The sequence below is a fragment of the Aeromonas sp. MTB genome, assembly GCF_056632455.1.
Map to the genome: position 1 here is coordinate 1,531,017 of NZ_CP147026.1, position 20,948 is coordinate 1,551,964.

Annotated in this window: 18 protein-coding genes and 1 tRNA gene; 6 read left to right on the forward strand and 13 right to left on the reverse strand. The window is 59.6% G+C overall.

Annotated features, from left to right (window positions below; genetic code table 11):
* Positions 1-165: 165 nt before the first annotated feature.
* A complete protein-coding gene (locus WBR25_RS07110) occupies positions 166-1,317 on the forward strand; it encodes a DUF1615 domain-containing protein (RefSeq protein WP_479749630.1) in 1,152 nt (383 codons plus the stop codon).
* 160 nt (positions 1,318-1,477) lie between these two features.
* Here the strand turns inward: WBR25_RS07110 and tyrA are convergent, their stop codons facing one another.
* The 12 genes from tyrA to hinT form a co-directional block, all read right to left on the reverse strand.
* A complete protein-coding gene (tyrA, locus tag WBR25_RS07115) occupies positions 1,478-2,605 on the reverse strand; it encodes a bifunctional chorismate mutase/prephenate dehydrogenase (RefSeq protein WP_479749631.1) in 1,128 nt (375 codons plus the stop codon).
* Between the two features lie 135 nt (positions 2,606-2,740).
* Complete coding sequence (locus WBR25_RS07120) at positions 2,741-3,814, reverse strand: 3-deoxy-7-phosphoheptulonate synthase (protein ID WP_058058089.1); 1,074 nt, start codon at positions 3,812-3,814, stop codon at positions 2,741-2,743.
* Positions 3,815-4,222: 408 nt separating this feature from the next.
* Positions 4,223-5,524, reverse strand: a complete 1,302-nt coding sequence (gene glgC, locus WBR25_RS07125; protein WP_005334047.1) for a glucose-1-phosphate adenylyltransferase — start codon at positions 5,522-5,524, stop codon at positions 4,223-4,225.
* A 282-nt stretch (positions 5,525-5,806) separates the two neighbouring features.
* A complete protein-coding gene (gene secF, locus WBR25_RS07130; protein WP_266133809.1) occupies positions 5,807-6,724 on the reverse strand; it encodes a protein translocase subunit SecF in 918 nt (305 codons plus the stop codon).
* Between the two features lie 151 nt (positions 6,725-6,875).
* Entirely contained in the window at positions 6,876-8,678 is a 1,803-nt protein-coding gene (secD, locus tag WBR25_RS07135; protein WP_064341910.1) for a protein translocase subunit SecD, read from the reverse strand.
* 158 nt (positions 8,679-8,836) lie between these two features.
* Complete coding sequence (locus WBR25_RS07140) at positions 8,837-9,271, reverse strand: hypothetical protein (protein WP_005334044.1); 435 nt, start codon at positions 9,269-9,271, stop codon at positions 8,837-8,839.
* A 96-nt stretch (positions 9,272-9,367) separates the two neighbouring features.
* Positions 9,368-10,225, reverse strand: coding sequence for a DUF6279 family lipoprotein (locus WBR25_RS07145; protein ID WP_258720372.1), 858 nt, complete (start codon positions 10,223-10,225; stop codon positions 9,368-9,370).
* 3 nt (positions 10,226-10,228) lie between these two features.
* Positions 10,229-11,074, reverse strand: coding sequence for a phosphotransferase (locus WBR25_RS07150; protein WP_479749632.1), 846 nt, complete (start codon positions 11,072-11,074; stop codon positions 10,229-10,231).
* Positions 11,064-11,660, reverse strand: a complete 597-nt coding sequence (gene lpoB / locus WBR25_RS07155; RefSeq protein ID WP_479749633.1) for a penicillin-binding protein activator LpoB — start codon at positions 11,658-11,660, stop codon at positions 11,064-11,066. The genes WBR25_RS07150 and lpoB overlap by 11 nt, the downstream gene beginning before the upstream one ends.
* A complete protein-coding gene (locus WBR25_RS07160; protein WP_005334038.1) occupies positions 11,660-12,058 on the reverse strand; it encodes a YcfL family putative periplasmic lipoprotein in 399 nt (132 codons plus the stop codon). The genes lpoB and WBR25_RS07160 overlap by 1 nt, the downstream gene beginning before the upstream one ends.
* An 83-nt stretch (positions 12,059-12,141) precedes the next feature.
* Positions 12,142-13,578 (reverse strand): COG3014 family protein, encoded by a 1,437-nt coding sequence (locus WBR25_RS07165; RefSeq protein WP_479749634.1) that lies wholly within the window; start codon positions 13,576-13,578, stop codon positions 12,142-12,144.
* On the reverse strand, positions 13,578-13,928 hold the full coding sequence (gene hinT / locus WBR25_RS07170; RefSeq protein WP_005334033.1) for a purine nucleoside phosphoramidase: 351 nt from the start codon (positions 13,926-13,928) through the stop codon (positions 13,578-13,580). Before hinT ends, WBR25_RS07165 begins: the two co-directional genes overlap by 1 nt.
* A 252-nt stretch (positions 13,929-14,180) precedes the next feature.
* Here hinT and WBR25_RS07175 point away from each other — a divergent pair, with 252 nt between their 5' ends.
* The gene (locus WBR25_RS07175) at positions 14,181-16,193 is read left to right on the forward strand and encodes a methyl-accepting chemotaxis protein (protein ID WP_279486871.1); all 2,013 of its coding nucleotides are present in this window, start codon (positions 14,181-14,183) and stop codon (positions 16,191-16,193) included.
* Positions 16,194-16,264: 71 nt separating this feature from the next.
* On the opposite strand, the gene WBR25_RS07180 is transcribed toward WBR25_RS07175, so the two are convergent.
* A complete protein-coding gene (locus tag WBR25_RS07180) occupies positions 16,265-17,140 on the reverse strand; it encodes a 6-pyruvoyl trahydropterin synthase family protein (protein ID WP_236354169.1) in 876 nt (291 codons plus the stop codon).
* 80 nt (positions 17,141-17,220) lie between these two features.
* On the opposite strand from WBR25_RS07180, the gene WBR25_RS07185 reads away from it, so the two are divergent.
* The 4 genes from WBR25_RS07185 (at position 17,221) to WBR25_RS07200 (ending at position 20,865) form a co-directional block, all read left to right on the forward strand.
* Complete coding sequence (locus tag WBR25_RS07185) at positions 17,221-18,564, forward strand: dihydroorotase (RefSeq protein WP_479749635.1); 1,344 nt, start codon at positions 17,221-17,223, stop codon at positions 18,562-18,564.
* Positions 18,565-18,676: 112 nt separating this feature from the next.
* Positions 18,677-18,753, forward strand: a tRNA-Pro gene (locus WBR25_RS07190).
* A gap of 216 nt (positions 18,754-18,969) precedes the next feature.
* Entirely contained in the window at positions 18,970-19,401 is a 432-nt protein-coding gene (locus WBR25_RS07195) for a CC0125/CC1285 family lipoprotein (protein ID WP_041235087.1), read from the forward strand.
* A 204-nt stretch (positions 19,402-19,605) separates the two neighbouring features.
* Positions 19,606-20,865, forward strand: coding sequence for a dicarboxylate/amino acid:cation symporter (locus WBR25_RS07200; RefSeq protein WP_043819404.1), 1,260 nt, complete (start codon positions 19,606-19,608; stop codon positions 20,863-20,865).
* Positions 20,866-20,948 lie beyond the last annotated feature (83 nt).

Sequence of the window (20,948 nt, forward strand, 5' to 3'; positions counted from 1 at the left end):
GCAGACAACGGATGGCGCGTGGGGTGGCAAAAGCTGGCAAGGGGAGGGGATGCTGCGAGCGCGGGTTTCAACTGCAGCAGGCAATCCTCTACAATGGCCCCACTTTGCTTGTCAGTGCAGTGCCAGCAGCGCTGCCTGTAGGGCCTACAAAAAATGGACATGCTTATGACCGCTTTGCCTTCCTGTCGTCTTCTTGCCTTCTGCTCTGCCTTGTTGCTGGCCGGTTGTGCCAGTGATCCCGCCTCCGCGCCTGCCAAAGAGGCGAGCGTGAGCAACCCCAAAACGCCGCCTGCCATGCAGCCGCGCAAACCGGCGGATATGAAGAGCCGCATCGTGCGCTTCTTGCCCCGTCAGGTGCCGGACAAACAGGGGTGGGCCAACGACGTGGTGACGGCGCTCACCACCCAGGGGGTGACGGTGAATGATCACAATGTCTGTAGCGTGCTGGCGGTGGCGGAGCAGGAAGCTACTTATCAGGCCGACCCCGTGGTGCCGGGCCTTGGCAAGATCGCCTGGAAAGAGATCAACTCACGGGCCGCCAAGCTGCTGATCCCCGAATTTATGGTGCGGGCCGCGCTCTCCATCAACTCGCCCACCGGCAAGAGCTACGCCGAGCGAATCGACAAGTTGCGTACCGAGCGGGAGATGAGTGAAATCTTCGAAGACATGATCAGCATGCTGCCGATGGGCAAGACGCTGTTTGGCAACCTCAACCCGGTGCATACTGGTGGCCCGATGCAGGTGAGCATCGCCTTTGCCGAGGCCAACGCCCGTGGCTACCCCTATCCAATCAAGGATTCCATCCGCCACGAAGTCTTTACCCGTCGCGGCGGCATCTGGTTTGGCACCAAACATATCTTCGGTTATCCCGTCGACTACCCGGATACCCTCTACCGCTTTGCCGATTTCAACGCCGGCTGGTACGCCAGTCGCAATGCCGCTTTTCAAGCTGCCGTCAGCCGTTTGAGTGGCAAAACTTTGGCGCTGGACGGGGATCTGATCCGCTATGACTCGGATTTGCCCGGCAATACCGAGCTTGCCGTCTACACCCTCGCCAACCGGGTCAATATGAGCAAAAAGGCGATCCACCAGAGCCTGCGTAAAGGGGATACCGCCGAATTTGCCGAGACCGATCTCTACCATCGCATCTTTACCCTGGCCGACAAGCAAGCGGGCAAGCGACTGCCCCGCGCCATCCTGCCCGGCATTCAGCTAAAGAGCCCGAAAATTACCCGAAACCTTACCACCGCCTGGTTTGCCAAGCGGGTAGATGACAGGGAGCAGCGATGCGTGCGGCAGATGGCGACGATTCGGTAAGACTGGGTTTGCTTCGAGACTAGTTGCAAAGCGGGTTGCCATTGTGAATGACAACCCGCACGCTTAATCGCCCCTTCCAATGGAGATCTTTGGCTCGCATCCAGTTATGAACGGTGGCGGCTCCTTCCGAGTGGCATGAGTTGTTACTACTTTTGCAGGATCAGCCGTGTTGGCGGCGGTCGTTGGCCTGGGCCAGTAGCATGCGGCTTTCACGCAGGAACTGGTCGGCATGCTCGCCGAAGAAACCGGAGACCTGTGAGAAGGCGTCGATAAATCCGGCTCTGTCCCCCCGCTCCAGCAGCCCCAGCGCTTCGCCAAAGTTTTGGTAGTAGCGACGGATCATCGCCAGATTCTGCGGTGACGACAAAATGATGTCGGCATAGAGGTGGGGATCCTGAGCGAACAGCCGCCCCACCATGGCGAGCTCCAGCCGGTAGATGGGGGAGCTCAAACTCAGCAGGCGATCCAGATTGGCCTGCTCCCGGGAGAGGTGCCAGCCATAGGCAAAGGTGGCGAAGTGACGCAGTGCCTGAATGAGGGTCATCGCCTCATCGTGGGCCTTGGCTTCCACCTGTTGCAAGCGGGCGCCCCAGATGGTCATCTGATCCAGCAGCCATTGGCTGGCGGCGGGGTCACGACCCTGGCAGCAGACGATCACCTGCTTGGCGAGACTCGCCACATCCGGCCCGAACATGGGGTGCAGTCCCAGTACCGGCCCTTGGTGCGCCGCCAGCATATGTTCGAGCGGCGCCGCTTTCACGCTGGTGACATCGACCAGCAGGCAGTGGGCGGGCAGGTTGCCGAGGCGGTCGATGATCTGGCAGGTGATATCGATGGGCACCGCCACCATCACCAGACCGGCTCCGGCGAGGATCTCGTCAGCGCGCGGCCAGTCGGCTTGTTCCAGCGTCTCGACCCGATAGCCTGAGAGGCTGAACATATGACTGAATAGCCGACCAAGCTGGCCCTGACCGCCGATGATGACCACCTTGCCAAGATCCGGCTTTATGCATTTGAAGCCGGTATCTTTCTCGCTGGCATAAGATTCACGCATCACCCGGCGCAGCACGTCTTCGATGAGATCGCCGGGCACCCCCAACTGCTCAGCCTCGGCGCGGCGGCGGGCCAGCATGCTCGCTTCCCGATCCGGTGCATAGATGGGCAGGCCGTGGCGGCTCTTTACCTCACCCACTTCTCCCACCAGGGCCAGACGGGCGGCCAGCAGATCGATCAGCTGCTTGTCCACCGCATCTATCTTGTCCCTGAGTACATTCAACTCTTCAGCCATATCCAGTCCCTGCTGGCGCCGCGAGCGGCGGCGCCCTGAAATTCAAGATGCAACAAGGTATCACGGCGTGAGCGGTTTGATGCCACCACTAGTGATACCTCGATTGTTCAATAGGTTACGACAAGATACCACGGCTTACCGTGCAGTTCTGCCCTTGAGGGGGTCAGCCAGCTGGTTGTGGCAGCGGGCCAGCAGGGTGGCGGTGGTGTCCCAGTCGATGCAGGCATCAGTGATGGAGACCCCGTAGTGCATCTGCTCCTTGGGCTGCTCGCTGGACTGGTTTCCCTCGAACAGGTTTGATTCGAGCATCACCCCGATGATGGAGCGGTTGCCCTCCTGGATCTGGTGGATGACGTTGTCGGCCACCTTGGGCTGCAAACGGTGATCTTTGCTGGAGTTACCGTGGCTGCAATCCACCACAAGGCTCGGCAGCAGGCCCGCTTTCTCCAGCGCCTCTTCCGCCAGTGACACGTTGACCGAGTCGTAGTTGGGATGTTTGCCGCCGCGCAGGATCACGTGGCCATCCGGGTTGCCCTGGGTCTGCAGCAGCGCAACCTGACCCTGCTGGTTGATCCCCATAAAGGCGTGAGGGGAGGAGGCCGCCTGCAACGCATTAATGGCAGTCCCCAAGTTGCCGTCGGTGCCGTTCTTGAAGCCGACCGGCATGGAGAGACCGGACGCCATCTCCCTGTGGGTCTGGGATTCGGTGGTACGGGCGCCGATGGCTGACCAGGAGAAGAGCTCGGCCAGGTATTGCGGGCTGATGGGATCGAGCGCTTCGGTGGCCAGCGGCAACTCCAGCTCCGCCAGCCAGCAGAGCAGCTCGCGGGCACGGTGCAGCCCCAGCTCCACATCGAAGGTGCCATCCAGATTGGGGTCGTTGATAAAGCCTTTCCAGCCGACCGTGGTGCGCGGCTTCTCAAAGTAGACCCGCATGACAATGTAGAGAGAGTCCTGATAGGCATCATGCAGCGCTTTGAGTCTGGTTGCGTACTCTTTGGCGGCATCCATATCGTGGATGGAGCAGGGACCACAGATCACCAGCAGCCGGTGATCGCGGCGGTGAATGATGTCGGCGATGGTATTGCGGGCCCCTTGCACGAATGCCAGCGCCTTGTCGGAGATGGGTAACTTCTCCTTGAGCTGGGCAGGCGTGATCATCACTTGTTCGGACTGGATATGGATGTTGTTCAGGGGGTCTCTTTGCATGATTTCATTCTCTCTACTGTATTAAGCCAAAAGCGGTTGTACCTATATGTTTACACCGGTACCTGCTTTGTTACGCAACCGCCCTCACCTTACCAAGTAAAAACAAACAATCAAGTGAAACTAGTGGGTTTACCGCTAAAAAGTCAGATAAAGGAGCTGCTATATAGCGCTAACAGGAATAATACAGAGGGTTTTTCGGAGGGGTAATGGTTGTTTTGTAATTTAATGTTTACATCTTGAGGCGTAAAGGCTGCGTTGTCCAGCTGTTTACCCACAGTAAATGGTATCTCTGGGAGACTGCAACTCGATGGCAATGATGGTGTGAGGTGGCTATCTGGTCAGCCATAGAAAGAGGGAGCCATGATGGCTCCCTTTACGGTAGGAAGGGGGATCCCGTCTGGCTGCGGATCAGCGCTTTTGTTTTCCCTGCAGCTCTTTGTTCAGGCGAGTGAGCATCCCCTGGGTGACCAGCACTATGCCCTGCTCGGAGCGGTGGAAGCGACGTGCATCTTCATCGGCGTTTTCACCGATCACCGTGCCTTCCGGCAGTTTGCACCCCTTGTCGATCACCACCCGGCGCAGTCGGCAACCGGCACCAATCTCCACACCTGGGAAGATAACGGCCTGATCCAGAGTGCAGAAGGAGTCGACCCGCACATTGGTAAAGAGCACCGAACTCAGGATGAAAGAGCCACTGACGATGGTGCCCCCGGCAAACATGGAGTTGATGGTCATGCCGTGCTGGCCGTTTCGGTCCTGCACGAACTTGGCGGGAGGAGTCATGTTCTGGCTAGTCCAGATGGGCCAGTCCTGATCGTAGATATCGAGCTCCGGCGTGACGGAGGCGAGATCCATGTTGGCTTCCCAGAAGGAGTCCACGGTGCCCACATCGCGCCAGTAGGGGCGGCGATCCGGACAGCAGCCGACACAGGACATGCCAAACGGGTGAGCGAATGCGGTGCCTTCTTTCACCACGCGGGGGATCACGTCCATGCCGAAATCGTGATGGGACTGCTCGTTGGCAATGTCCTCTTCCAGCAGCTGATAGAGATACTCCGCATCGAAGATATAGACGCCCATTGAGGCCAGCGCGGTGTCGGCCTTGCCCGGCATGGCGGGCGGGTTAGCAGGCTTTTCGACGAAGGCATTGATTTTGCGATCATCATCCACCGCCATTACCCCGAAGGCGCTTGCTTCACTGCGTGGCACCTCGATGCAGGCAACGGTTACCTTGGCACCCATATTGACGTGGTCGAGCAGCATGGCGGCGTAATCCATCTTGTAGATGTGATCGCCTGCCAGCACCACCACATATTTGGGGGCGTGATCGCGGATGATATCCAGATTCTGGTAGACCGCATCGGCGGTACCTCGATACCAGTTCACCTCATCCACCCGCTGCTGGGCAGGGAGCAGATCGATAAACTCGTTCATCTGGTAGCGCAGGAAAGACCAGCCCGATTGGAGATGGCGCAACAGGCTGTGGGATTTGTACTGGGTCACGACACCGACCCGACGAATGCCGGAGTTGATGCAGTTGGAGAGCACGAAATCGATGATGCGGAATTTGCCGCCGAAATGAACGGCAGGTTTTGCACGGTTGTCGGTTAACTGTTTGAGGCGACTACCCCGCCCTCCTGCGAGTACCAAAGCCATGGTCTCGTTCAGCAACTGTCTGGATTTTGCTGTATTGGCAGGTTGTAACAACATCTCATATCCCTTTGTAGATAAATCACTACAATGTTGCCTCCTTTGAGCCCTCAAGAAAGTGCTTTCAGTCACATTTTATGGTTTCTGACGTAATAAAATGACCTTTTTGTTATTAAAAATGACGGGTTGATCCGTCATTGCTTTCAATATGGTCAGTTGTCAATTGAGGCGAGCCGAACGACAAAATGGGCGGCGAGAGAGGAGGGATGAAAAAGCCCCTGCCAATGGTTGGCAGGGGCCCGGTTTGTTGAGACCCGGTGAGCCGGGTCTGATTAACAAGGTTCAGGCTGCGTTGGCCAGTGGCTCCTCGCTCTTCTTCTGGTAGGCCTGCGGGGTGAGGCCCAGCAGCTCCTGCACGGTCGAGGCGACGGTGATGGAGGAGACGGTGCCCACCAGGATCCCGGCAAACAGGGTGAAGGAGAAGCCGTAGAGGGCGTCACCGCCAAACAGCAGCAGCGCACCCACGGTAAACAGGGTGGTGCCCGAGGTGATCATGGTGCGACTGAAGGTCGCCTTGATGGCCACATCGGAGCATTCGTGGATCCCCATCTGGGTACGCGAGCTCAGCAGATCCCGCAACCTGTCCGAGATGACGATGCTGTCGTTGAGGGAGTAGCCGATCACCGCCATCAAACCGGCGATGATGTTCAGGTCGAATTCGATCTGAAAGAGTGACAGCAGCCCCAGCGCTACGATGGCGTCATGGACCACCGAGAGCAGGATGCCGATGGCCTGACGCCACTCGAAACGAAACGCCAGATAGGCCGACATCGCCAGCGAAGCCACCAGCACCGCCAGCATCCCCTGCTGGAACAGTTCGGCACCCACCTGAGGGCCGACGATGGTGGTGCGCAGCAACTCGACCGGTATCCCCAGTTGCTGGGTCAGCATGGTGGCGAGATCCGCCGCGGGCCAGGGCAGTTCGTGGGGGGGCAGTTTGATCAGCCACTCGCCGGGAATACCGGCCGAGCTCAGCTCAACGGCTCCCGCCAGCGGGGAGACCAGCATGGCATTGAGTTCATGGGCTTCTTTCAGGGTCTGGATATGAAACTCCAGCAGGATCCCGCCGGTAAAATCGAGCCCCAGTGTCAGGCCGTTCACCAGCAAGATGGCGACGCTGGCCACGGTCAGCAGGATGGAAGCCCACAGGCCAATATAACGCCAACGGGTCAGCCCCATGGCAACGATCATTCTCAACATAATTCTCTCCTTGGCCAGCCAGCATCTGGCTGTTGGCCCATCACGACGTGCCGTGACACGCCGGGAAAATAGTGTTCTGCTTTGGCCGCTCCGGCCATATCCATAGCCGATGGCGCAGCCAAAGCCGCTCATCAGAGGGACTGCTGTCCCGTTACACCTTCAGCGTGCGCTCACTGCTGCGTCCCCATAGGGGGTTGATGATGGCGCGCGTCCCCCAGATCCCGGTGATCATGCTGGAGAGCAGACCCAGAATGAGGGTGATAGAGAAGCCCTGCAGCGGCCCGGAGCCGATTGAATAGAGCACCACGGCGCAGATGAGCGTAGTGATGTTGGCATCGAAAATGGTGTGGAAGGCCGAGCGATAGCCAAAGTCGATGGCGTTGGCCAGTGAGCCCCCCTCTCGCAGCCGGTCCCTGATCCGCTCGAAGATCAGCACATGGGTATCCACCGCCATGCCCACCGTCAGCACCAGACCGGCGATCCCCGGCAGGGTCAGCACGGCGCCCGGCAGCACAGCCAGCATACCGACCTGCATCAACAGGTTGGCGACCAGCGCCGTGATGGCAACCCAGCCGAATTTGCGGTACCAGGCCATCATGAACAGCATCATGCCTGCCATGCCGAAGGCCAGCGCGGTGAAGCCTGCCTCGATATTCTGCATCCCCAGCGTCGGGCCAATACTGCGTTCTTCCAGGATCTTGAGAGGGGCGGTGAGGGCGCCGGCACGCAGCAGCATGGCCAGCTCCTGAGCTTCCGGCAGACTGCCAATGCCGGTGATGCGGAACTGGTTGCCAAGGGCAGTCTGGATGGTGGCGACGTTGATCACCTCGCTCTGGGCGCGCAGTTTGCCCTGGGCGTTGGTTTTGTACTCGGTGAAGACGGTCGCCATCGGCTTGCCCACATGCTGGCGGCTGAACTGGTTCATCTTGCTGCCGCCCAGGGTGTCGAGCACGATATTGACCTGGGGTTGACCCATCTCGCCCATGTTGGCGCGGGCATCGACGATGTGCTCGCCGGTGAGTACCGGCTTGCGCGCCATGCCGACGGCCTGGCCGTTGCGATCGGCGATATAGAAGTGGCTGTCGGCTTTGGCCTCGTAGAAGGCCAGCGAGGCGGTGGCGCCGATCACCTCTTTCGCCTGCTTGGGGTTGTGTACCCCGGGCAGTTCGATACGGATGCCATCTTGGCCCTGACGCACCACTGAGGCCTCGACGATGCCGAGCTCGTTGATCCGTTTTTTCAGGATCGACAGGTTCTGGGTCACGGCGTTGTTGACCAGCAGGGTACGCTCAGCATCGCTCAGCACCAGTTTCAGATCATTACCGGAGCGGGTCAGCTTCCACTGATCCTGACGGGTACCGGCACTCTCCTTGATGATGGCGAGCCAGCTCTCCTGTTCGGCGACCTCCGGCAGGGTGACGGCTACGGCGCCCTGTGCGCTGCGCGTGACGCTAGCGCCGCGCAGATTGGCTTCACGGAAGCGGGTGCGCAGGGTATCCACCAGATTCTTGGTCTGATTGTCGATGACAAAGTCCACGTCCACCCCGATCAGCAGCTGGGAGCCGCCACGCAGGTCGAGCCCCAGCTTGATGGGGTCGGCGCCGAGGCGGGTGATCCAGGCCGGCGCGTTGGAGTGAAACTCCAGGGTCAGGGCGGCACTGTCGACCCCTTGCAGCTCCAGCAACTGCTTGGCGCGCTGCTGATCGCCCTGACTGGCAAAGACCAGCTCGACCCGCTCAGGTTGCTCAATGACCTTGATCGGGGTCAGGTGTTTGTCGCTCAGCAACATCTGCTGCTGAGCCGTCAGGCGCTGCTGTCCGTGCAGGCCGAGGGAGGGCTGCTCACCAAAAAAGGTGGGCAGGGAGTAAAAGGTAAAGGTCAACAGCATCAACAGCAGCAGTGCGTACTGCCACTTGCTCATGCGGTTGAGAACGGTGCGATTGCTCTTTCTCATGGCAAACAAGCCTCTGTCAGGAGAATGGTGCCCGGGCCGATAGCAACAAGGCTCGGCAAGGCGCAAAAAATGGGATGCATCAGATGCGGATCAGGCAGTTGCCGGATCCGTCAGGAAGAGGAGATGAGCAAACAGTGGATGTGCCAGCCCCTCCGGGGTCAGGCGCTCAGATAGCTCTGGGTGAAGCGGTATTGTAGATGTTGGCGCTGTAGATGGCGCCGGTGGATCGCGCCAAAGCGATCGCGAAAACTCTGTTTGTGATAGAGCTCGGGTGCCAGCATCAGCCAGCCGAGCAGCAACAGCAGGATGGCCTGGGCCGACCAGCTCTGGATCAGCTCGTAGACCACACTCTTGGGCTGGTTGTCACTGCGCAGGGATTGTTCGAGACGCAGCAGGTGATTCTGATGGCTGCCGACAAACTTGATGATGCCATCATCGCTGTCGCTAAGCTGATTGAACACCTGAGTCTGCTGCTGTTCACTCTGGGGAGATGCGGGTAGCAGCGGGCCTTCCATTCGGGCGATGGAACAAAGCAGGGTGAGGGCGATAACCAGAGTTACCAGCACCAGTTTTACTTTGTCGATAAGGCGCAAAAAGTTAATTCCCGATAAATAGAAAGGGCAAACTACCATAAGCGCCCGGTTTGAACAAGGTTGTCCCGGGCTCGCAGCTCCATTCGGTGCCTTATATCAGCTGCCGCTCATCTGCTTGAAGTCGCGGGCGTAGCCCTTGAGCAGGGAGTAGAGATGGGCCCGCTGGGAGATATCCAGCGACTGGCTCATGGCGCTCAGCCAGTTGACGGTACGCTGGCGCGACTGTTCGGTATAGCCGGTAAAGCGGCCATCCATCAGCCCATCCCCCTCGGCCAGCAGGTCAGTCAGCTCGCGGGTAAAGTCGGGACTCTGGCGCTGCTTCATCAGCCTGTCCAGCTCCTGGGTCCAGGACTCCTGAAACTCGAGCCAGGGGGGCATTAGCTCGTATTGCCATTCGGCCCACTGGGCCACCAGTGGCGCCTGTGCCGGTTTCACCTCGCCAATCCAGAACTCGAGCCGCTTGTTCATCTTGTCGCGAAACTCCGCCAGCATCTGCTCTTTGGGCTCAGTGGCAAAGTCCTTTTGCCGCTCCTGTTGCCGCTTGACCCGATCGGTCATAAAGCGGGCCACCTGCTCATCGGTCAGGGTGCGCGCCAGCCTGACCGCGCGGGGGATAGTATTTCCCAGCGTGCGGGTCAGGCTCTGCTGCACCGCATCTAGGTTGGTCGAGATCTGCTCCGGCGTCATGGGGCTGGCCACCGCCTTGGCCAGTGCATCGAGATCCTTGGCGTAGCGCGGCAGCTCGTGTTGGCGATGCCAGGCCATCAGCCCCTTCACTTCGCGGCTGAGCAGATCCTTCTGCGAATAGGAGAGGGCAAAGTAGTCATCCAGCTGCCAGATGATGGCGGTATCGAGCCAGTAGTAGATCACCCGGGTGGAGCAGCCGGTCAGCAGCAGGCCGATCAGCAGCAGACCCCAAGTTTTCGGCTTGTGCCAGCGCACCTTGTTTATCATCTGTTACTCCAGTCGTTGCCGGTTGATGGCGATCAGGGTGTCATAGTCGAGTGAGGGCTGTTGCTCTGCCATCAGCAGGGCCCAGAGCAGGCCGATATAGTCGACCCAGGGTAAAAATGCCTCGCTCTGAAAATCGGGCCACTGTTGGCGCGGCACGGCTTGCAGATAGTGCGCTTCCAGCTCGTCGCGCCGCTCGGCGGGCCACTCATGGGTGCGCTGGATGCTGGCGAGCTCAAAGCCGGGGTGACCTGCCGCGCCATACTCCCAGTCGATGACCCAGGGTTTGCTTCCCAACAAGTTAGCCGGATTGAGATCATGGTGGCAAGGGCGCCAGCAATCATTTGGCTCACTGCTGGCGAGCAAGCTCCGCTCCAGGGCGGGCAGCCAGGAGGGGATGTTGGCCAGTCTAGCGCGATAGCCTGCGGCGTGGGCTCGCACCGCCATCACCACCGCAGGCAGCGGCAGGCGATGGAGCTTGCGCAGTACCTCAGCCAGCAGACGGGGCTGATCGGCTTCCGGTGGTGCCGCGTGCACCCAGTTTGGCTCATCGCACCATTCGAGCAGCATCAGGCCGCTGGCGGGATCGCCATAGTGGCAGGGCAGCGCCAACCCTTCTGCCATCGCCCCCTGATAAAGCTGCCACTCGGTGGGACGGTCGATGCCCAAGCGCAGTGGGTCGGAGTGGCCCTGACGCAAAAAGTAACTGCGCCCCGAGGGGAGGCGCAGTCGATAGTTGCAGTTGGTCAGGCCTAACCCGAGTGGTTCCAGCTGCCCCTCCCGCCAGGGGGCGGGCAGGCTGGCCAGTAGCGGATCACTGTTGCCCGTCAGTGGGAGCCGGTTACCAGCCAAAGGTGGATTTCTTCGCCTGTTTGCGGATCTCTTTCTGATCGGCCCACAGCAGTTCGCCGTTTTGCAGATCCATCAGGTTCATGGTCATCTGGTAGTAGACATCCTTCACCTTGCCATTGTCTTTGACGATGCTGCTGAGGTTGCCATAGACCATGTAGCGGGCGCCGGTCTGCTTGCCTAGACGGACCATGGAGGCCGGGTCTACCATGCCGCTGCTCTGCTGGTATTCGAGCTGCTGTTTGACGGCGGCGACCTTGCTCATGTCGACGAAGCGGAATTTGCCGGCCCGCAGCAGCTTGGTGCGGATGGTATCGGTGATGGCTTCGGTATCGATGTGCTCGGAGGTCTTGTTGCGGATAGAGTCCATAAACATCACCGGACGACTGCCTGCGGTGATCTCGCTGGTGGCGGGGGAGGCGAGCATGGAGTCCGCCATCTTGTCGGCGATGGCCTGCAGGTCGCTTGAGCCGTAATCGACGGTGACGGTTTCGGTTTCGGTCGGATCGCCATAGCTGACGGTGGTGCTGGAGCAGCCGCCTAAGAGCAATGCAGAGGTCAATATCAGCAGGGCATGATTCATTTTCATCAGTAGGATTCCTCAATCACTTCGCGTACGTAAATCCGGTAACCCTGCGCCGCCGGGCTGGGCGCCAGGGCCGAGAGGGTGCGGGTCTGATAGCCATGCAGCTTGATGGGGGTCCAGCCGCGGCCATCGCTGGCGACCTCCTGACCGGCCTCATCATACCAATAGAAGATATATTGCAGCTTGTTATCGCCGCGCTGGGTGCTGGCGGCGGCCACATTGACTTGCAGCAGGCCATTTTGCTGGCGGCGGCTCAGCTCGGTCAGGGTGACGTTGACGTTTTGATGCTGCTCCAGCGTGGGTGCACCGCCCGCCGGGCCATAGAGCGCCACGCCTGAGGTGTTGGTGGCACAGCCGGTCAGCAGCAGCGCGAGCCCGAGGGCCAACCCGTATGCTTTCATCTTGCTCTCCTTAATCGGGGTGAGTGGGGCCGCGTGTGAGCCTGCCCGGTTAATTGTCTTGCTCATCTCTCTTCGCCATCTGCTCAGAGCGGCATCACCCGGGTGGTCAGACCGGCGCCGAGGCGCTGTACCCAGACCAGGGTGGTGCGTCCCTTGTGGATGGTGAGCGGCAATTGCCGCTGCGCCGTCCCTGCGCTCAGGGTGAGGTTGATGTCACCTGCCGGCACCATCCCCTGCCAGCTCGATGCCTGAGCTGGCAGCGTCAGCCAGCTGCGGGTATCGGCCCGCTCCGAGAGGGTGTTGAAGATCCCCACCAGAATATTGCCCACATCGCCCCCCTCTTTGGCGGCGGTGCGGCGCATCTGCTCCTTGGCCACCAGTCGCAGCGCCTGGCGGGTCAGCATGCCGGGCAGCCGCTCCTGCAGATCTTTGGCGGCCAGCGCTTCCAGCCTGACCAGCTCGCTGGTCTGCCAGGCCCGCTTGCCGACTTCCACCGTCAGCGGGCCGGTGTCGCTGGCCCGATTATCGTAATAGGGGATGGCGACGGTAAAGGTGCGAAAATCGCCGCGGGAGGTGGAGATGGGCAGCGGCAGGAACAGTTCGCGCCGCGCCGGGATCAAACCATCTTCAAACAGCACCACCAGTTGGCCTTGATCTTTTGCAAGCGGCGGTGCTTTGCGGCCTATCTTTTTCTCGGTCTCGCGGATCTCGTCCGGTGAGCCACGCAGCCGCGCCAGACGCAGCAAGGCATCTTGCAGGCTGCGGTTGTCCGGCGCTATCTGGTAGCCGCGCTGATAGTCGACCCAGGCATCGTTGAGATCCCCGGCCGCCTCATAGAGCACGGCGGAAAAATAGAAGGTGTAGGCGTTCTGAAAACCGTTTTTGACCTTGCCGATCAACCGATCGAGATCCGGTGCGCCGCGCGACATCAGCTGGCGCATCTCGCCTTCTGCTTCGGCCTCTTCGCTCTCATCCTTCGCCTTGCGCACCTCATCGGCTCGCCGTTTCAGGGCCTGCTCCTGCACCTGATTGGCCCGGCGCACCTCCACCAGAGCGCCATCGGCATCACCCCGTTGCAGATAGTTGAGGGCCAGATAGTGGTGCAGCATGGTGCGTTCGTAATCGGGAGTACGATAGGCCATCGACTGGTCGTTGGTGAGCAGACTGCCCACCTGATCCAGACCGTGGCTCAGCCGGTATTCGGCCTGATTCTCTTCCCACTGAAGGCGGCTGTCGGCGGCGGTGAACGCCTGCTTGCTGCCCGCATCCTGACCTGCCAGCCAGGCAATGCGCCCCTGTTCGAGCCGATCCAGCACAAAGGTGTCATCCCCAAGGGTGGAGTCGCGCACTTCGGGCAGTGCCTCGGCGGCATGGCCCAGCAGCAGCTGGTTGCGCAGGGGCACCATCTGATCGGAGTAGGAGACGAACATATCCTGCCAGCGGGAGGCGCAGCCTCCCAGCAACAGCAGGGCGCCGCAGAGCAACAGGGCGCTGCGGCAGGTTGAGGCGTGGCGATTCATTACAGGCTGAGCAGCGGTCCCAGCGGCTGGCCACCGACCAGATGCATGTGGATGTGGTAGACCTCCTGCCCGCCGTGGCGGTTGCAGTTCATGATGAGGCGGTAGCCATCTTCGGCGATGCCAGCCTCGGCGGCCAGTTTGCGGGCCACGGTGAACATCCGGCCAAGGGCCAGTTCATGTTCGGCTTCCACGTCATTGACGGTGGGGATCAGCACATTGGGGATGATCAGAATATGGGTCTTGGCCTTGGGCTGGATATCCCGGAATGCGGTGACCAGATCGTCTTGATAAAGGATGTCGGCGGGGATCTCTTTACGGATGATTTTGCTGAAAATGGTTTCTTGCGCCATGGCTAACTCCCTTATATGAAACAGAAAATTGAACTAGAACCCCAAGCGGCTCCCGAAAGGGGGGCGAGCAGCACGCCAAGTGTGACACAAGCCGACATTTGACACAGCTGATGTCCCATTCCCTTCAGTTATTGTTAAAAATACCGATAGCCAGAGGGACGTCATCTGCAGCGCCTGTTCAGGGTGGTCTGCAGGGTATCAAAAGGACGGGGTACTCAGGCAAGGGACTTTTGCATATACAGCGGGACAATAATGAAACAAACAATGTCGGATCTCTCCATCTTGCAGCGAGTCTACCTTGGCTTCGCGATCCTGGTGGCCGTGATGGTGGCCAGTTCACTGCTCACATTTCGTAGTCAGGAGACCCTGGGGAACGCACTGGAGCAGGTTACCCAGCAGTCTATGCCGCTGGTGATTGCCAGCAGTCAGACCCAGATCACCCTACTCAGCGCCAACAAGTGGCTGGGGGATGTGCTCACCGAGCAGGATCCCAAACTGCTGCCGGCCGAAGTGGCCGAACTGAAACAGGCCAAGGCTGCGGTGGGCAAGAGCCTCGACGTCTTGCGCCAGCAGGTGGCCCACCACCCCGAACTGCAAGGGGAGATGAGCAGCCTCAGCCAGCAGGTCGACAGCTACCTGCAACTGACCGATACCCTGCCCGGCGAACACGAGGCGCTGCTCACCCGACTGCACAAGGTCAATCTGGCCAAGGGGCAGTTTCAGGTCAGTCTGCCCCAGTTCAAGAAGAGTTTGGGTGACATGATGGTCACCATCGACGACAGCTTTATCAAGATGCTCTCCGAGACCCTGACCACCAAGCTTTCCGCTATCGAACTCTCCACCATGGACGCCCTCAATCAGACCATTCCGGCCCCCATCGAAGGGGCGCTCAAGCGCAACAAGATGCAGATCGAGGGGTTCAACAGCACCATCAAGGATCTACAGGGGGAGCTCAAGAACTTCGAGAACGACATGGGCCACTATGTTCACGGCTTTGTGCGCGACACCACCGCAAGCGAAGGCGTGCTCTCCCAGTATCTGGCGCTGATGAAGCAGCAGGAACAGATGCGGGAGAAGAGCAAGCAGGCGAGCGCCCTGATCGTCGAGATCCAGAACCAGCTTGAGCGGATCACCGGCCAGAGTCAGCAGCTGATGAGTCAAAGCATTCAGCACGCCAAAGCCACTCAGAGCCAGAGCACTCTGACCCAGGGAACCAGCATCGTAGTCGCCATCCTGATCGCCATGCTGGTGGCTTATACCCTGGGCAAGGCCATTCGCCGTCCACTCAGGGAGTTGCTGCGGGTGCTGACCGAAGTGACCCAGGGTGACATGACCCAGCGCATCGGTTTTCAGAGCAAGAACGAATTTGGTCAGCTGGGCAGCCAGATCAACCTGCTGATTGCCCAGATGGGGGAGGTGCTGGCACAACTTTCACAAGCGTCGGCCCAGCTTAATGATGCCGCCCACGGTAACCGCCACACCACCGAATCAGTGCGGGCGGATCTGGAGAAACAGCGGCAGGAGACCGCCTCGGTCGCCGCCGCTATGACCCAGATGGAGGCCTCGGTGCGGGAAGTGGCGCAGGCCGCCAACCAGACCCTGGAGCGGGTGCAGGATGTGGAGAAGGCCTCCGAGATGGGACGCAAGGTGATGGCAGGCAATATCACCACCACTCATCAACTGGCGGGCAAGCTGCAACAGACCGGCAAGGTGATTGGTGATGTGAGCGCCATGAGCAGCCAGATTGGCAACATCCTCGATGTCATTCGCGGCATCGCCGAGCAGACCAACCTGCTGGCCCTCAACGCCGCCATCGAAGCGGCGCGGGCCGGCGAGCAGGGGCGCGGATTTGCGGTGGTGGCGGATGAGGTGCGCAGTTTGGCGGGCCGCACCGCCCAGTCCACCAGCGAAATCCAGACCATGATCGAGAACCTGCAGCAGGGGGTAGCCAAGGCGGTGACCGTGATGCAGGAGTGCTCTCGCGAGATGGACAGCTGCGTGGATCAGAGCTCTCACGCCAACAACGCCATGGAGGAGGTGCAGGGGATTGTGGTGCTGATCAGCGACATGTCGAGCCAGATCGCTTCTGCCGCCGAGCAGCAACAGGCCACCAGCGCCGATATCGCCACCAACCTCAACCGCATCTCCGATATCTCGGATCTCAACTATCAGGGGATTGAGCGGGTAGCCGAGACCAGCCAGCAGCTGGACTCCCTCGCCGAGCAGCAGGAGAGCCTAGTCAAGCGCTTCCGCCTGAGCGCCTGATGGTCGAGAGTTGAAACAACAAGGCCCCGCAGATGCGGGGCCTTCTCTTTATTGCGGCCGTGACAAGGGGATCAGGCGTAGGCAATCGCGCCCTTGCCGACCCCTTCATAGGCGACAATCTTGACGAACTTGTCGCCCACCATCTTCTTCACTTCGCGGGCGATATAGCAGGCCAGCAGCTCGACTGTGGTGTCGGTGTCGATCATCTCCACCTCGGCGGTGGGGATGGCCAGCTGGAACAGCCCTTGCGGCGCCATATATTTGAAGCCGGTGTGATGCTCGCCAAGCTGGGCATTGGCGCGAGGGCTCAAAGCGAGCTCGGTCAGCGCTACCTTGTCCTCCTCGGTGCCGAGGTAGATATCGCCCCAGCGCTCGGCCCAGTTGAGCTCAAGCTCCTGGTCGCGCTCGCCATCGACGTGGATCTCGATGGGAGAGCGGTGGCCGTGGGCGATGCGCTGGCAGTTGCCATCGTGCTTTTTCAGGCCGTGGCTGTAGTGGTAGAAGGCACCGGTGATCGCCTCCTGACGCAGGGTCAGGGAGAGATCCTTGATATTGCCCGGCAGCCGTTTGGCCAGAACCGCCAGCAGGTAGCGGGTCACCGACTCTTTATCAACTTGCGGAGCCGGGATAAAGGCAAAGCCCTGGGATGGACAGCGCAGATGGATGGAGCGACCCGGGCGCAGCAGATCCACTGTGCTTTCGTCACCATCCAGTGTCTCGACGTGGATCAGCGGGCACTCGGTCGGCACCAGCAGCTTGTGGTCCACCTCTTCATCGATGATCGACTTGATCAGCTTCTTTACCCGGCCAAAGTCCAGCAGCATGCTCATTTCGTTGAGCTCACCGCTCATTTCGATATCTACCAGCCAGCTCTCGCCCACCATGCCGCGGCGTTCGCAGAGGTAGCTGGAGTCGATCACGGTCAAATCTCTTACAAATAACTTCATCAGTCAGGCCTTGCTACAGAGAAAGGGCAGTTTTGCGCTATTATGACCCGCGATTATCGGCAAAGGAACTGGAACCCCCCATGAACAAACTGCTTATCAAGAATGCCACCTTGGTCAACGAAGGCCGCATCTATGCCTCCGATGTGTTGATCGAGGGAGAACGGATTGCTCGCATCGCCCCGGATATCGAGGCGCCCGATGCGCTGGTTATCGATGCCGCAGGTCGCCATCTCATCCCCGGAATGATCGATGATCAGGTCCACTTCCGGGAGCCGGGATTGACCCACAAGGGGACTATCGCCAGCGAATCCCGCGCCGCCGTCGCCGGTGGCACCACCAGTTTCATGGAAATGCCCAACGTCAATCCCCAGACCACCACCCTCGACGCTCTCGAAGCCAAATACCAGATCGCTGCCAACTCCTCCGTCGCCAACTACAGCTTCTATCTCGGCGCCACCAACGACAACCTCGAAGAGATCAAGCGTCTCGACCCCAAGCAGTCCTGCGGGGTCAAGGTGTTTATGGGCTCCTCGACCGGCAACATGCTGGTGGACAATCAGGAGACCCTGGCGGCCATCTTCCGCGAGAGCCCGGTGATGATCGTGACCCACTGCGAAGACACCCCGACCATCGCCAAGGCGGAAGAGGCGGCACGGGCCAAGTGGGGCGAGAATGTGCCGATGGACGAGCATGGCCGCATTCGCAGTGACGAGGCGTGCTACAAATCCTCCAGCATGGCGGTGGCGCTGGCGAAAAAATACGGTGCCAAGCTGCACGTGCTGCATCTGACCTCGGCCAAGGAGCTGTCGCTGTTTACCGCTAGCCATGACCTGAGCGAGCTGAAGGACAAGAACATCACCGCCGAGGTGTGTGTGCACCACCTCTTCTTCAATGATGCCGATTACGAGACCCAGGGCAGCCTGATCAAGTGCAACCCTGCGGTGAAGAGTGCCGCCGACCAGCAGGCACTGCTGGATGCGGTACGCAACGACGTGCTCGACATCATCGCCACCGACCACGCGCCCCACACCTGGGAAGAGAAGCAGAACAGCTACTTCAAGGCGCCGTCTGGCGTACCGTTGGTGCAGCACTCTTTGCAGGCGCTGCTGGAGCTCTACCACAACGGCGTGTTTACCCTGGAGACTATCGTCAAGAAGACCTCCCATGCGGTGGCCGAGCGCTTCCAGGTGCAGGATCGCGGTTATATCCGCGAGGGCTACTTCGCCGATCTGGTGCTGCTGGATCTGGGCAAGCCCTATGTGGTCAACGATGACAACATCCTCTACCACTGTGGCTGGTCGCCCTTCAACGGCTACCGCTTCCACAGCACGGTGGAGATGACGCTGGTGAACGGCCAGATCGCCTGGCAAAACGGGCAGGTGACTGACCAGATCCTGGGCAAGCGGCTGACCTTTAACCGCTGATTGTTCGCAAAGCAGGCGAACGCACCGTGGCTTAGGAATTGGCGGCGTTTCCCTGTTGACAGGGCTGGGTCATCTCCATAAACTCTGCCCCCGTCAGCCGAGCTGACTCCGTCGGTGTGTAGCGCAGCCAGGTAGCGCATCTGCATGGGGTGTAGAGGGTCGGAGGTTCGAATCCTCTCACACCGACCAAATTCCCCGGTAAAGGCCTTGTCAAACAACAAGGCCTTTTCTTTTGCCTGCGATTTGCCGCACAGGCGCGAAGCCAGTGGTGATGCGTGCCGGTCGCTGTTGGCGTGAGTCGATTGTGCAGCCACCGCGCTTTATGGTGTAGTAACAACTCTGTTGCTCATTTGCCTGGCGAGGCCTCTCGTGTCTGCATCCGTATCTAAACCCTGTTGTCTGCTGATGCTCACCCTGCTGCTGGTGGGCTGCGCCACCCCTTACGAGAGTGAAAAGTCATTCTGGAACGGCCAGACCGGTTTCTCCCAGACCCGGCTTGGCCCGGACAAGTGGCAACTGGAGTTTGTCGGCAACGATCTGGTGGACAGGGAGACCGCCCGCAAATATGTACTCAAGCGGGCAGGGGAGCTGGCACTGGCAGAGGGTTACTCCTGGCTCAAGGTCGATGAGCTGACCATTAACCGCGATGCCGTCAGGGTGACCCCATCACGGCCGATCTTCGGCTTTGACGAGGATGAACCGGATCTCTTTATGGCCCAGATGCAGGTGCAGCATACCATCTCGGCGCTGCTCACTTTTCGCCTGTTGCCACGGGCACTCGATGAGCGAACTCTAAATGCGAAATATCTCGCCGAAATCAAAATAAACAGTGATTAATATTGATGGTTTGCAAGATCCATATCACATACACCTAATGGCAGGATAAAATTCTGGATAAAGCCTCTAGATTTACCCCCTGCTTTTAGGCATTCTCCCAGCATACCAGCCGCCAGGAATCAACGGCTCGGATCACAAAAACGGACTGTAGTGGCTCCCACGCCACTGTTTACGGCTTGCACCAATCAAAACCGGGACTCCCCCATGAAAATGAATAAACTGACGGTCGCCATCCTCATCTCCATGATGTTTGGCATCCTCACCGGCCAGGGCTATCGGATGTTTGCCGCAGATCAGGCTGCGGATTTTGCCAGTAACATCACGATCCTGACCGATATCTTCCTGCGACTGATCAAGATGATCATCGCTCCCCTGGTCTTCACCACCCTGGTGGTCGGTATCGCCAAGATGGGCGACACCCGCACCGTGGGGCGTATCGGTGCCAAGACCCTCGGCTGGTTTATGCTGGCCTCCCTGATGTCCCTGAGCCTGGGTCTGGTGATGGTGACCCTGATGCAGCCGGGTGTGGGTCTTTCACTATCCCTGCCCAATGACACCGCCAGCTCGGGCATTGCTGCCGGTGCCATTACCCTGAAAGATTTTGTGACCCACGCCATCCCCAAGAGCGTGGTCGAGGCGATGGCCACCAACGAGATCCTGCAGATCGTAGTCTTCTCCCTCTTCTTCGGTCTGGCTGCCGCCGCGCTCGGCGATCTGGCCAAGCCGGTAGTGGTGCTGATGGCCAGCGCTGCCGAGATCATGCTGAAAGTGACCGGTTATGTGATGAACTTTGCGCCGTTCGCGGTATTTGGCGCCATCGCTGCCATGGTGGCCAAAGAGGGGTTGGGTATTCTGGTTACCTACGGTAGCTTTATGGCCCAGTTCTACATCGCGCTGGCCTGCCTCTGGCTGCTGCTGATCGCCATGGGTAGCGTCTTCCTGCGTGGTCGCGTCATCAAGCTGTTGGCGATGATCCGCGAGCCCATCCTGCTTGCCTTCTCGACCGCCAGCTCCGAAGCGGCCTATCCGAAGACCCTGGATCGTCTGGAGAAGTTCGGTTGTGACAAGCGCATCGCCAGCTTCGTGCTGCCGATGGGTTACTCCTTCAACCTCGACGGCTCCATGATGTACTGCACCTTCGCGGTGATGTTCATCGCCCAGGCGTATGGCATCGAGCTCTCCATGGCCCAGCAGATCACCATGCTGTTGCTGTTGATGGTCACATCCAAAGGGATGGCCGGGGTACCGCGCGCCTCTCTGGTGGTGATTGCCGCCACCCTGAACCAGTTCCATATTCCGGAAGCGGGCATTCTGCTGCTGCTGGGGATCGACCACTTCCTCGACATGGGCCGCTCTGCCACCAACGTGCTGGGCAACGCCATCGCCGCCAGCGTGGTGGCCAAGACCGAAGACAGTCTGGGTGAAACCGTCGCGCTGGGCGAGAGTGAGCCAGCCAAAGCCTGATCACAACGTCATGAAAAATAAACAACAACGGCCCGCCAATGCGGGCCGTTGTTGTTTATGGCTCGTCTACACTGCTAGATAGT